The following is a 13,658-nucleotide window of genomic DNA, read 5'->3' as shown; positions in this document are numbered from 1 at the left end:
CTTTCTCTTTTAATAAGTTATTCTTCGGTTGATGTATTGACAAGATAAACAATAGTATTGTACTTAATACGTGCTTTGTTCTTACGCATATTGGAAGAAAAAGCACTGCTTGCCGACTGATAAATGTTCTGTAGGGCTTGTAGGGCTACAGATTCACCACTTACGGTACTTCCTGTATTATTACCAAATTGCATATTCTGTTGAATAGCCTGCGCACCAGCTTCTTTCATCATGTCTCTAAAAGCAGATTCAGGAACATAAAATCCCTCCATACCATCATTGTCATATACTGACAAGTTTACTTTTATGAATTTATTACCAACAAGAACACTAGTGATACTTGCAAGTACACGTTGCTGCCCGAATCCAGTAACGAGACCATACAAATATGTACCTCTCTTTAAGCGTACTTTATTAATTGTTACATCATCAAGGAGTTTGAAACGTAATCGAGTTCCTTCATGTGCTTTAGTAGTCTTATCTATCATTGCTTTGATTAGAGGAGAATCTATACTCTTGTTTGCAGTTACAGTGTTAAACTTATCTGCATTTTGACTCTGCACCTTTTTTACTGTTTGTGGTTTCTCCTCTTTCTTTGATTTTTTACTCTTTGAAGAACTTGAAGGACGTTGCGATTGCCCATTTCTATGCCCATAGCTTGGAATATCGTAATCATCATAGCCCCCTCCGTTATAATCATTATCTTCTCTATAGTTTTCCTCTACGGCTTTTTGGGCAGCACGACTTCGTTTCTGTATATATTCAAGTTCCTTAACATAATCGTCTAACTCGTCCTGACGACTACGAGGGTTATTTCTGCTTGATATTCTTCCTCCTCCATTATAACTATTATACCCACCATTAGCATAAGAGTTAATATGCTTACGAGATTCTGCAAGACTACGCTCCATCTCCTCCTGTGCTTTCTGCTGTGCTTGTCGTTCTGCATTGTCTTTATCGATCTGATTCATTTCGTCCTCAGAATAGGCATTACTATATTTTTCCCTTTCTCCATCTTCTCCAAATCCTCCAATAGCAGAATAGCCGTCGGTCCCCATGTTTAAATCTTCCATACCAGCCATCTTATTTTTCATCTCACTATTCTCTGCATCAGGAAGAGCCATGTTCAGAGAATCGGTAGCTACTTTCCCGGTTGTTGTATTTCCTCCATCAAATACTGATGAAATCTCATAGGCAAAGAACGTTAAAGGGAGAAATATTACCAGAGGAAAAATATACTTAGGCTGTTTTAAATTTAGCTTTCTCATTATTTTCCTTTCTTTAAAAAATTGACAATACGTTGTAACTGGCGATAATCCTGTACGATACGCACAGAATCTTCATGACTTTTATCTTTAATCGCCAAAAGAGAATCAAGTTCTCGATGAATAGACACACCTTTATCAGTAACTTGCTTAAACTCTAATTTGGTTGTCTTCTTTGTTTCTTCAATCTGTCTAAGCCCATTCATCATTGGAGAAATATCCTCGATAGAGTTCTCTTGCTTATTAATATTCACATCTATATTATCTGATGACTTATCTCTTGTCAGGTCATAGACAATAGATATAGCAGTAGTTGCAAAAGCAAAGCCAAGAATACCAACAACTAAGGCAAAGAAAGTCTTTCGATTTTCTAATGCCCATTGGTTGCCTTGGTCTATTCTATCTCGTAGTTTCCAGCCATTGGATGCTTGTCTGCAAAGATACCGTAGCTGACGTTTGTATCTTGGTATTTTTTTTTCGTTTTCTTTTCCTGTCATAGCTTTAATATTCAAGATCTGTATTCTTTAGAGTTCTCCAATGTGTAATGAGTAGTCCATGTGGGTTGTTCTGAGTGCGTGGTACAGTTTCTATATCACCAGCAGTAATGAGCGAACGTCTCATACTCTTTGTACGTCTCTTTATATTTTGAGTCCCATAATATGTAAACTTTCGTGTTCTTTCATTCAATTTTATACTATCACACATAATTGTACACGTTGCAGAGGAAGATACAATGTCAGAGAAGAAACCATTCTCTTCCATAGCTTGCTTCTGCTTCAATGCTGTGCCATCAGCCATATACATTGCTTTCCCTAATGTCCATTTAATATAGTCATCATCAGGTGGGAGCGTGAAAAAATATTGGTGAAAGAGCTGAATATGGGCTTTTGCTTCCATGACGAAATTAGCCTCCTGTTTACTACGTTCAGCAAGGAATGGTATATCGCCATCAAGCACATAGACTTGATTACGTTCATCTGTCAACACCTTAGCTCCATATATAATAAGCATACCGCAGATAACTACATTGCCGACAATAGTCAGCAACACTGTCATCAAGGCTAATTTTGTTTTCTTTTCTAAACTCTGTATTAACATATTCACTTAATTATCTACAATTCTATTTTTTCATTTCATTATTAAGTTTTTCAGCTCGCTCTGATCCTGATATGAAACTCTTACCAATGCTTGAATTACTAATTGCACTATTGACAATAGAACCAGTAACAGAACCTCCACTTGAACGGCTTTGGTTATAAGCTCCTGCAACACTTGCAGCAGTACTTGCACCACCTGTTACAGCTCCAGCAGCTACACCGACTGCTGCTCCAGCAGCTCCAGCAACGCCACTTGATGTACCAGCAGCCATAGAACCAGCACCAGAAGAAACACCTCCAGGAATGAGCCAAGAACATACCTCAGGTACCATACTTAAAATCTTTGCACCTGCTAACATTCCTACAACATACATACAAGTTGTTCCTATAGCTTGCATACCAAGTGCTCCAATATTATTCAAATCAGCAGCATTGTGAAGGAGTTGATTATATGCCGTTAAGTCCGACTTTAAATAATACATAATTAAGAAGTCTATGTAGTACACTATGAGATATACAAGAAAGCCCCAAAGGGAAATAGTAAGATACTTTGATATCCATTGTGACCAAGCACTTCTCCAGGGTGGAACAATAGACAAAGCAAACATGACAGGGCAGAATAATTTTAATACACTTAGAAAAATTCGTTGTCCTACTAATATTCCATAATAGCACATTTGAAAAATAATCTCTCCTATGAATCGAATGATGTCATTTGCCCATTCACTAATCTTTGTTTCGAGCAATACAGCAGCTTGCTTTGCATAATTTTGAATACTTATACCTATATTTTCTATGCCATGTTGGATTTTGTCAAAGATACCATCTTCTGTAGCAGCATCTTGTGCTGCTTTCTGCTCTTCTTGTTTTGACATTTGACTTCGAAGCGAATCCATGTACTCTTGCTGTTTTGTTGCAACTGCTCTTTCTAAAGTTGCAACTTGCTTATTTGCAACTTTTGCCATGCCTTGCGTTCTACTTTCTAACCAGTTACCTGGAACATCCAACGCATTACAGATCGAAGGGGAAAACTGGATGCATATTGCAAGGCCTAAGATACGGAGTATCTTTAGGACATCCATTGCACGCCTTCCAAGTATCATCACCCAACATTCATATGAGCCAACGCACAAAGCAAGTGTTATACCTAACCCCCTTGCCATACTTTGCATTTCCCCAAACAGACCATTTGTCGGAGCAGACTTCATAACACTCATAAGTTCAGCCAAACTTTCATCTATGACAGGTAAGCCCATTGTTAGAAGCTGATTAACAAAGGCTGTCATCATCATATTTATACTCAATAATTGGTCTATCATAATCATCATTCTTATGAATTAATAAAAAGCTTTTGCGAGACGTGCAAGAGTTGTTACCTTCTTTACAAGTTCTTCCATATCTTTCTTTGCTTTAGCAAACCCTCTTTCTCTTTTTGCATTTTCAAGTTCATATCCAACTCCTGTTTTGCGAAGGTAGGCTATGTTTGAAGTTATCACTTCATTTCTATCTGTGAGTTCTTTAATACTTCCAGCCATCTTACCTTTGCTTTTTATCATACAATAAGTCAATCCTTCTGTAATGGACGATTGCATGTCCGTAAATAACTCCTTATACTTCCCATACACCATATCAGAGTTTCGATCGGCTGCACGAGCTATTTCTTCGTTATTGAGTTCTTTTATCTTTTTACGTTCTTTTTCTACAATTTGTTGTTTTAAGAACTGAGCAACAAGCTGCTTTTCTCGACGTGGAGCAATTGTCTTCACGTTAGAATCACTTTCCTTGAAAACAACACGCCACCCGGATTTAAAGCCTCTCCATTTCCATTTCTTGCTTGCACCGCTATATTTTTTATGGAAAAGAAGATACCACCAACTTGGAGAGAAATCCCAATGTCCTTGTTCCATAGAACGTATTTGGTGCTCTTTTTGAGGATCATGAACAGGTCGCTGAGCTGTAACATTTAAAGTCACTATTATGAGGACTATAAGGCAAAGTGTTTTTTTCATATCTCTGTAAGATTTTTATTCCATGAGTTTATAATATCGTTTGCTATACCTGTATAGACTTCGCTGTTGAGAATGTCCCATATATAATCATATTTAAACCCTCCGATGGCAACACAACCGCTCCAAAAAAGAGCTTGACTGATAATTCCTCGGATAATAGATACTTGTGCTTGAATATTAAAGATAATTTCTATACGTTCATCTAATGATGCTTTAAGAATATTGGTCTCGGAAGCAACGAGTAATGCAACTGATTTTTTTAAGAGCGAAACTCTTTTACTTACGTTGTAGTTTGCTTCTGCAAAATACCATGCTATCTGTGGCTTACGTAATAAGTTTTTTCCCATTAGTTTGGTGAATTGTATATATTCCTTTACAGTACTTCCTACATCAAGTGTTGTTTTTGACATAGCAGCAGCAAGAACTATCCATTGATGTGCATTATTGAGCTTTGTATTTAGCGTAGTGCGAACATCATTAAACTTAGTAGCATTATTTGTTACAAGTTGCTGTTCTATATAACTTGTGTTTACTTGATTTACAGAAGCATCCTCAGCCTTAGCCATTTTCTTATGAAGACTTATAAGCGCTGATAATGTAGGCATATCAGCTGGGAATTCAATCCCAGCATGACAATATGCAAACGAGCCAACTATAAAAAATAATATAAGCAGTATCTTTTTCATTCTGTACAGGATAAATTGAGAGTGATAAACTTAATTAACCTTGCATTTCATACTTCCAATCATTGATAACCCCTTGTACCATATTTGCTCCCTGAAAATATGAAGCCCAAGTCAAAGGATCAATATTGTACATGAAATTACTGAATGTACGGCAATATTCGCATATATAAACAATTTGGTTAAGTCGTGTATTAATATCAACAATATGGGCTAGTAATTCATTGGCTAATGTAAGGCGTTGATACCGATCGAGAAAGTTATATCCATCTCCTTTCCCTAAGTGGGCATTCTGTAATAGTTTGGAGAGCTTATCATTACTTTTTCCACTTGTAAATGCGGAAAAATCAACTTTACCATTATTTACTATATCTACAAATTTTTCTACTAAACCAACAACATCTGACTGAATATTAACAATTTCATTTAAACTATTGATATAGTTAATACCAGGACAACGATTAATAGCCTTTACCGCTCTTGCAGTGTTACCTGGTATTTGTAAGAAGTTATCAACCATTTGTCTGTAATAGGCTGATTCCTCTCCAAATCCACTAATATTCTGCATTGACATGCGATAAAGTTCTTTTATGGATTCCATCGTAGCAGTATAGGACATAATCTTTTCTTGCTTCTTACGTATATCCTCCAAAGTCTTATTGTGGACAATTTCAATGGTACTTTGAATAGCAGTATTAGCCGTTACTGCTGCTACACTTTTCTTATCAATTACTACTCGTACTACCGCATTACTTGAAATACAATATAATGACAAGATTATTAAACTCAATAATACCTTTTTTGTTGATTCCATAAGCTCATAATATTTTGATGTTTATTAACGAGGACTGCAAAGTCAAAGTATCGACTAATTTTCATAGCTTTTCTGTCAGCTTCTATATGAGCAATGGCTTGCTCAATATCATCATTGAAAGCTTTTTCATAGACTTTTAAAGCTTCTTTCTCAACACGTTCTGTTGTAAATGCCCAGTACCATTCCGGTGGTACTTCTACAGAATACACATCAGAATTTTGTCCACGACTTATCCACACTTCTTTATGATAAGGGATACCTTCTTTGGGAGGTAAAGCATTAACCGTAAATATCTGTTGTCGTTGAACAACTGTTAATCCAAGGATTGCAGAAATAGCCTCATATCTATCCTTAAATTTACTTTGATCCAAAAGTATTTTTATGTCAGAGTTATTGATGATTGCCTCCTTAACAATAGGGGAATCTATCACGTCATTGAGCTCCTGTGTAACAACACCAGCAATACCATTGAACTTACGAACTGTTTTATAGAGGTACTTAATATATCCTGCCATTGTGGGAGAAGATATAGCTTTCCATGCTTCCTCAATGATAAGAGCCTTTCGCCCTTTCTTTAGACGCATTTTTTGTAAAAATACATCCATTATAATCAAGACGACAATAGGAAAAAGTATAGGGTCATCTTTTATCTTATCAATCTCAAAGACTATAAATTTTTCATCAAAAAGCGACTTATCGAGGTCGTTATTTAGAGTATGCTCCAATTCTCCACCTTTATAGAATTGTTCTAAGATGGCTGCAAAATCATCTATATCGAATTCTATTTTCTTTTCAGCCATTATTTGAGGAATACGCTCTAAAGCAAATTCATAATATGTATTGAATGATAGGTTGGTAACGTGCAATTTACGACGTTTCCTTTCCATTCTGTCAATCTTCTTCTCAATACGCATCAGGTATTTTCCCTCTATAAGCTCTGGCATAAGACGAATAAGTTGCTTGTTGGCATTCTGCTTTTCACCATCAGATGCAGCCTTATCATTAACTACATTGCGCAGCTTATTAACTTGACGTTCTACTTTTGCATGATGACTTTTTTCTTCTGCGGTAAAATCAAAGTTATCAGAACTATTTTTTGAATTATAACCTCTCGAAATGTTATTATTGTCTCCATCGTCTATATCCCCCTCCAGTTCTTCTATACGATAATCATCCCCGTATTTTTCCTCTAACTTCTGCTCATACTTTTCATATTCGCCATTCTTTTTCTCTTCAAGCAAAAGACGTTCGCGAAGACGTTCTCTGTCTTTCTTAGAGAACTTTTCAAATGGGTGAAAGTATTCTTCATAATACTCTACAAGAGTTTGATTGATGATTTTATCTTCAATCTTTGTAGGTTCTTCGCTCCCTTTGAATATTAGGAAAATTAGAGATTTTAAGAACTGCTTTTTCTCACCAAAATTTAGATTATATTCATCAGTTGTAATACTGAATGGGTTCATTGATATAGGGCTCTCTTTACTATAGGTGATATAGGTACCGTGGAAATAATGGCTTATCCCTTCATAACTATCTCCAGTATCAATCATAACGACATCAGTATCTTGCATGAGAAGCTGTGCTACAACTGAATTCATGTGGAAACTCTTTCCACTTCCACTGGGACCTAGACAGAAAAAGTTAGCATTGTCTGTCATCTTAATTTTTCCTTCCTTTCCTGTTATATCTATAGAAACAGGTATACCCTGCCTATCTGTATAATAGACATTCAGACGAGAGTCTTCACTATGTTTCATGTGTTCTTTATAGAATAAACATATTGCAGCATCTGCAAGGGTAAGGAATAAATCATACTCCTTATTGAGAGAATAAGACATACCAGGGAAAGAGTTTGTGAACAACTCTAATTGGTTGTAACAAGCCTTTGATGGCATAATACTACAATCATACAACTTCGTTTCTAAAAATGAACTTACATCATTTATTTTGGCAAGGGGGCAAGAAGTTATAATATTAAAGTTACAATATACAAGCAGCTTACTTTCTTTAGCAAGTAAATCAAGCACAAGATCAATATCAGCCTTTGCAATCTTGTTACTTGGGTCAGGCATAGAATCATGACGTTTTGCCTTACTCTGTAACTTGCGCACCAGTGGACGTTGTTGAGGTATCTGTATTACTTGATTATAAATAACACAATCCGTAGATGGTATATCTGCAAGAAATGACAGAAGATCTGTTGCAATATTAAAGCCGTTGATAGGCATTGTATTAAAAGGACGAATGAATGTTGGTAGGTCTATTGTGTCTATATTAACCAATGAAAAAGATTTTATGGCTCTTTCGCCTGCCTTAATATATTCATCTGTTACATTCATATTGTTCAAAGAGAACGGCTGTGGTTTAAAATTAAAAGCAAGGAAGCGATGTACATATTCTGCAACTTCTTTCTTATTGAGTTTATAATGTGGAATGCTTTTTTCTGATAAGATATTAATAACCTTGCCGACCTTTGAATGAAAATCAAGCCATGCTTTAGGATCGTATTTAACGAAAGAACTCTGTTTGAATTCCTGTGTAATGATTAAGAATGTACGAATATTGGTATACTCACGTCCCTTGAAATAATTAAAATATGATTTATAGAGAAAGCTCATATCATCAGTGACAGCATGATTATATCCCTGCTTACAAAATACATCTTGTTTTTGTAAACAATAGCCTTCCCCTAATGTTTGAATTATATTGCTTAAAATATCAGCATAGCTATAATAAAGCTCTGCATCCGTACAATATTGTTGGATGGGATTCTCTATTTCAATAATAACAGACCAGTTGCCGTCCTTCGAAAAAAGGACGGTATTCGTGATTTCTCCACGTGCATCCTTGATCTCTTCAAGTTCTGCATATAACTTGTCAAATGGTCTCTCTTTTTTCTTTGCCATTGCTAATAATCAAATAATCCTGTATAATGTACAATTCCTTTATAGCGCTTCTTTGCGTGTAGTCCAAGTTTTTGCTTGATAAAAATGATAATAATTCCCGTACCTGCTATAACTGCAAGGGCAATTGCCCCAGCAAAGAAATTAATTATAATGTTAAATACAAGAAAGCCAATAAAACCTAATAAAAATGTACCAGCAGCATAATAGATAAACTTTCCACGAATCCCCATAAATTCTAATGGCTTTTGTAAACCCTTAAATACTGGATAGCTATTGAATTCTTCCATATCAAACAAATAAATACATATCGCTTAATGAGATATACACCGATATAGAGCTAAAAGCTGCTATATCGGGTATATTCTGCTACAACCTATTTGAAGAACAGTGGTAGTGCTGTAGCCATGGCTACCATGGCTACACAACCGCCAATAGTCATCATAATGGTCTTCTTCACATCCTGGTCACCATTTTGCATCTTAAAGTAAACATTAAATGCACCTACCAACGCAATAACAGCAGCAATGGCATACATCAGCTTTCTTACGGGTTCAGCATAGCTGCTGACCTCCCTAGTAGCTTTCTCAAAACCACCGGCACCTTGACTCTGTGCAAAAGCTTGTACACCGCCCATGAAGCCGATCATGAAAAGGGTGAATCCACGATTAAGAGAAATTTTTGATTTACCTGCCACCTTCTTGGCAGAATCTAAAAAACGCTTTAATTGAAACATTTAAATTATTTTTTTTGATATTTCGAATTAAAGTACCGAGAAAAGAAGCCTTTTGCCAATTATCACATAGTGATAAATCGTCTGGACGGCTTAGAACCTATTGTGTATTTTAAATGAAGATATTATATAGAGGAGGGCGTCATAGCTTTTACGACAATATCAAAGTTAGAGCCTTCCTCTTTGTTTTCTAACGAGGTTATCAGAGTAGAAAGGTTATCTGCTTTAACACCTCCTGACATTGCAAATGTAGGTTCACCTTTATCATCATTGGATCTTAAAGGTTTGCCTGGAATAACATTTGAAGAAGATGTGCTTACAGGCTTCTTTTCTTCACTTATACCTTCATCAGCATTAAACTGGGTGAAGCCTCCCAATTCGTCTTTTATATCTACTTCTTGTTCATCAACGGCAGCAGTGGTAACTACTTCACCTGACTTGTCGAAGTAGAGATCATAAACGATATTGTAACCATAATAGCCAATATAGCCAATTATGATAATGGTCATAAATGTACCAAACATAAATTTAACACTTTTAGATTTCTTCGTTCTCTACAAAAATTCAAAGTTCAAGTAAAGGGCTTTGTAGAAACTTTCACAAAAGTATCGTTTTATTTACAACCACACACTCCTCAATGCAGAATACAACAATGAGGGAAAAGAATCAGTGATAAAATAATGTTTTTCGTACTTTATAACGCAATAATAACTACTTATCAACACAAAAGAAAAACGGACTACCTTTCAGCAGTCCGCTTAGATTTATTTCTCATTTTTCTATTGTTGTTCCTTGACAACTTCCCATGGACGATTAGATGGATAATAGTTACCATTCCTTTCTGTAGAACGTGCTGTGTATTTTACAGTTACCATATCGCCTACATGCACATCGAACTTGCTAATATTATCTTCTCCAAAGGTTTCAAGTACCCAATGCTCGGGATATTGTTGTCCCTGCTCTTCAACAACCCATTGTTGAGAAGACCATTTTCCTCTTTGACTCTCACCAGTTTTTACTTCACCGATGGCAATTACCTTTCCATTACATTGTGACATAATTCTCTTGTTTTAAATTGTTTATTTATAACGGTAGTTTCTTGTAAACTCTTCTGCTATTTGCTTTTCAGCCTCTCCATTCTCAGAGACGAAATCTATCGAATAATATTCTTTTACTGGAAGAATGATATTGAAACCCAACTTTTGAGCTTCATGTTCAATGCTATCATGACGGCGTGTTTCATCATCAATAAACACGTCGATACTATTCCTATCTACATCGTATCGGCATCGTTTTAAGCGGTCACGCATACGATACTTCTGTTTGTTAGGAAAAACTTTTAACTTCGTCTTAGGATTTAAACCAAAAATAGCGCGTGCTCGTTCCTTCTTGATAAGACGGATGCGAGCTTCTGACATTATCTTTTTTGTCGCTTCCTTGCTGCGCTTCTTATACCCATTGGTAGTTGCTTTGTTGACAATGGTTTTTACAGATGATAGTGATATATCCAATTTGTCAGCAATGGATCTATAAGAGTTTAGTTCAGACATCTTAAGAACATTTGCTTCTAAAGCAGAATGTATCTTGCGTTTGGCGCAGACTTTCTTTAATCCTAACTCGTAAGCCTTTTTTTTCACCGAGGGAACAGAAATACCGAGGCGGTTTGCTAAATTGCCATTAGTTTTATAAGCATAATTCTCTTTTAAGAACTGCTCTCTTTCTTCATTCCATATTGTTGTAGTCTTACTCATTTCTTTTCTTTCTCAATTATGTTTATGATAGAGCTGTCACTATTTTTTTGATAAAACATGGTAGCAGAACTTGGATTTCTCTCCTCATTATAGAATTTCTTTCCTTGTTCATAAAGTTGCTCTCCTCTTTTGTACATAGATGGTGAAATGGCTACCACCCATGTCACACCCGCAATTAGTAGTACTAAAATGTATTTTGTCATTTTTGACACTATCTTTGTTCCATATTTTTGAAAATAATTCTTATTCATAGAACGTACATTTATAGCAATGACTTTTCTGACTTCCTATACTCGTTAAAATTTTTCTTATAATGAAGTATAAAACTTCGAAGAATAGCATTAACTACTGTCTGAGTAGTATAGCCTCCAACTACGTACTTCTTGAAAGTTGCAAGGATATCCTTGTCAACTTTGCAGAAGCTTACATTTCCATCTTTTCCTACAATTTTAGGCTGTTGGCTCTCTGTGGCACATTGTCTCCAAAAAGCTGTCCATAAAGCATCACCATTAACTATTTTTGGTTGTTCAAGCACCTTAGCAGGCGTCTTGGAACTTTTCTTCTTTGTAGCTTCTGTATGGGATGTTGATGTTGCAATAGGAGGAACTGCTGCTGGTGATACTTCTACTTGCCCATGAATGTCATGTAACATTCCCTCGAGTGTTCCTGGGAGTTCCATCATAGAAGATGCTGATGCTGCAATATCTGTTTTATACTTAGTCATTGTCGTTTTCTTTATAAATGGTTTTAAAGATAAAATCAAAGCACTGTTTTGTGAGTTTGTCTGCCTTATCACTATTACTAATAGTATTATAGCGTTCCAAATCGGCATAATTACCAATGCGAGGAGCAATAATACCATATCTCTTGAAGAACGCATCTACAATCTTCCATGCTTGCAACTCACTTCCTTTGCCAACTCGTACATCATACTTATTGCAAATAAAGATAAATTGTGCTTTAATCTGTGGATAAGCTTGCTTCAATCGCAGGACAGCAAGAATGAAGGCACGTGTTGAGTCTATCGTATTTAAATCATAGTGATAAGGACATACGATATAATCTGCATTAGCAAGTAATTCTTTCATTCCTTCCTGTGTTAAACTTCCTGGGGTATCAATAATAGTTGTCCCTTCTAATCCTCTTAATGTTAGCATAATATTTCGTGTGCTGGAAGGATCTTTTATTGTAACAGACTGTACATTATAAGGTATATCTTTCTGTCTACGACTATCATCTTTACGACGATTGGCAAAAGTTTGCTGGGGATCTGCATCGACAACAAGTAGAGACACTTTACGTGTATCTGCAAGGTAATTAGAGAATAAACCACATATGGTAGTCTTACCAACTCCACCTTTCTGATTGGCAAAGAGGATAATCTTATTATCTATGATCTTATTAGAAATGTCTACTTTCATAGTAACTCCTCCTATTTTACTTTTGTGAAGCCATTCTCAGGGATAAAAGCAATACTAACGACATTATCTGTTGCCTTAATACTAATATTATGTGTCTCGTCCCGGATTACCTTATCATCCTTGAAAACCTTTGCATGAACAGAGATCTCTCCACTTTCTTCCATTAAATTAGTGAGAACAAGTACTGCTGAGAATGATGAATATGCACCTTTTATTTGAGCTGATGCATATGAAAAAGGAGTGTTTTCGTAAATGAGCCCCCAAATCATACTCACGTCATGCCCGGTCGATGTATGCATAGTCATACCTTTCCCCTTTAAGTCCCATGCATGAAACTCGAGAACTGGATTAAACTTTGCATAGTCACCCGATAAGAACAATTCCATTTTCATAACAGAATTACTGTTGTTGAGAACTTCTTGGGCTCAGTAGAAAATCAGTGGGGATATGCGTATAGATTTGCAATTCTGAATAGGAAGAACTTCTTGTCTGCCACTCCTCTTAGATTAGCTCGGAAAAGTTTAATTTTGGCATTGAACGATTCTGCCATGGCATTCGAAGCCCTGTTGTTATAGAAGTTCAATATCTCATCATAATGCTCGTAGAATGTGGCAGCAATGACATTGAATGAATGAAAGCCTGCCTCTTCAACTTTATTGTACCACCGTGCCATGGAAAGTCTGGCTGCATCCTTGATGGTGTTCTTTGCAAAGATCATGCGCAGAGAATGGCACAATCCGTATGCCTTTTGGATGTCCGGATATTGTTCAAAAAGAATTTTAGCTCGCAGTTTCTGACGCTCGGTCCATTTGTCAGCGGACTTGAAGAGCAGATATCTTGACCTGGCGAGAAGCTCTTTTCTTGTATCTCCATTAGCGTATCGGTATGGGCTGTATGGTTCATCGCAGAGTTTTGCCTCCTCCATCTCGTCGTTTGCCTGCTGTATTGCATCCCAGCGGTGCTTGATACGCAATTCCTGTAC

The 13,658-nt window shown here is 36.4% G+C and carries 18 protein-coding genes; all 18 read right to left on the bottom strand.

Features of this window, described 5'->3' with window-relative positions; translation table 11 throughout:
* Positions 1-17: 17 nt before the first annotated feature.
* On the bottom strand, positions 18-1,268 hold the full coding sequence (traM, locus tag E0E16_RS00760) for a conjugative transposon protein TraM (protein ID WP_130828394.1): 1,251 nt from the start codon (positions 1,266-1,268) through the stop codon (positions 18-20).
* A complete protein-coding gene (locus E0E16_RS00755) occupies positions 1,268-1,762 on the bottom strand; it encodes a hypothetical protein (protein WP_255418080.1) in 495 nt (164 codons plus the stop codon). The genes traM and E0E16_RS00755 overlap by 1 nt, the downstream gene beginning before the upstream one ends.
* A gap of 4 nt (positions 1,763-1,766) precedes the next feature.
* Positions 1,767-2,363, bottom strand: a complete 597-nt coding sequence (gene traK / locus E0E16_RS00750; protein ID WP_036883820.1) for a conjugative transposon protein TraK — start codon at positions 2,361-2,363, stop codon at positions 1,767-1,769.
* A 22-nt stretch (positions 2,364-2,385) separates the two neighbouring features.
* On the bottom strand, positions 2,386-3,681 hold the full coding sequence (locus E0E16_RS00745) for a TraJ family protein (protein ID WP_130828392.1): 1,296 nt from the start codon (positions 3,679-3,681) through the stop codon (positions 2,386-2,388).
* Positions 3,682-3,699: 18 nt separating this feature from the next.
* Positions 3,700-4,371, bottom strand: a complete 672-nt coding sequence (locus E0E16_RS00740) for a DUF5045 domain-containing protein (protein WP_130828391.1) — start codon at positions 4,369-4,371, stop codon at positions 3,700-3,702.
* Positions 4,368-5,057: a hypothetical protein gene (locus tag E0E16_RS00735; RefSeq protein WP_130828390.1), complete on the bottom strand. Its 690-nt coding sequence runs from the start codon at positions 5,055-5,057 to the stop codon at positions 4,368-4,370. Before E0E16_RS00735 ends, E0E16_RS00740 begins: the two co-directional genes overlap by 4 nt.
* 34 nt (positions 5,058-5,091) lie before the next feature.
* Positions 5,092-5,868 (bottom strand): hypothetical protein, encoded by a 777-nt coding sequence (locus E0E16_RS00730; protein ID WP_130828389.1) that lies wholly within the window; start codon positions 5,866-5,868, stop codon positions 5,092-5,094.
* Complete coding sequence (locus tag E0E16_RS00725) at positions 5,841-8,774, bottom strand: TraG family conjugative transposon ATPase (protein ID WP_130828388.1); 2,934 nt, start codon at positions 8,772-8,774, stop codon at positions 5,841-5,843. Before E0E16_RS00725 ends, E0E16_RS00730 begins: the two co-directional genes overlap by 28 nt.
* Before the next feature lie 2 nt (positions 8,775-8,776).
* Positions 8,777-9,061: a DUF4133 domain-containing protein gene (locus E0E16_RS00720; protein WP_036883804.1), complete on the bottom strand. Its 285-nt coding sequence runs from the start codon at positions 9,059-9,061 to the stop codon at positions 8,777-8,779.
* 86 nt (positions 9,062-9,147) lie between these two features.
* A complete protein-coding gene (locus E0E16_RS00715; RefSeq protein ID WP_130828387.1) occupies positions 9,148-9,507 on the bottom strand; it encodes a DUF4134 domain-containing protein in 360 nt (119 codons plus the stop codon).
* A 122-nt stretch (positions 9,508-9,629) separates the two neighbouring features.
* Positions 9,630-10,028, bottom strand: coding sequence for a hypothetical protein (locus E0E16_RS00710; RefSeq protein ID WP_130828386.1), 399 nt, complete (start codon positions 10,026-10,028; stop codon positions 9,630-9,632).
* A gap of 255 nt (positions 10,029-10,283) precedes the next feature.
* Positions 10,284-10,562 carry a DUF3127 domain-containing protein gene (locus E0E16_RS00705; RefSeq protein ID WP_025876626.1) on the bottom strand — a complete coding sequence of 93 codons (279 nt, stop codon included), beginning with the start codon at positions 10,560-10,562 and terminating at the stop codon, positions 10,284-10,286.
* A 21-nt stretch (positions 10,563-10,583) separates the two neighbouring features.
* On the bottom strand, positions 10,584-11,255 hold the full coding sequence (locus tag E0E16_RS00700; RefSeq protein ID WP_025876624.1) for a hypothetical protein: 672 nt from the start codon (positions 11,253-11,255) through the stop codon (positions 10,584-10,586).
* Positions 11,252-11,506 (bottom strand): hypothetical protein, encoded by a 255-nt coding sequence (locus E0E16_RS00695; protein ID WP_025876622.1) that lies wholly within the window; start codon positions 11,504-11,506, stop codon positions 11,252-11,254. The genes E0E16_RS00700 and E0E16_RS00695 overlap by 4 nt, the downstream gene beginning before the upstream one ends.
* 11 nt (positions 11,507-11,517) lie before the next feature.
* Entirely contained in the window at positions 11,518-11,979 is a 462-nt protein-coding gene (locus E0E16_RS00690; protein WP_036883791.1) for a hypothetical protein, read from the bottom strand.
* Positions 11,972-12,676, bottom strand: coding sequence for a ParA family protein (locus E0E16_RS00685; RefSeq protein ID WP_051274770.1), 705 nt, complete (start codon positions 12,674-12,676; stop codon positions 11,972-11,974). Before E0E16_RS00685 ends, E0E16_RS00690 begins: the two co-directional genes overlap by 8 nt.
* An 11-nt stretch (positions 12,677-12,687) precedes the next feature.
* Positions 12,688-13,068, bottom strand: a complete 381-nt coding sequence (locus E0E16_RS00680) for a hypothetical protein (protein ID WP_181951307.1) — start codon at positions 13,066-13,068, stop codon at positions 12,688-12,690.
* 44 nt (positions 13,069-13,112) lie between these two features.
* Positions 13,113-13,658, bottom strand: a 546-nt coding sequence (locus E0E16_RS00675; protein WP_130828424.1) for an ISAon1 family transposase, incomplete at its 5' end; no start/stop codon positions are given.

The sequence above is a fragment of the Prevotella rectalis genome, from assembly GCF_900607215.1.
GTDB lineage: Bacteria > Bacteroidota > Bacteroidia > Bacteroidales > Bacteroidaceae > Prevotella > Prevotella brunnea.
This window is presented reverse-complemented; position numbering and strand designations above follow the sequence as displayed.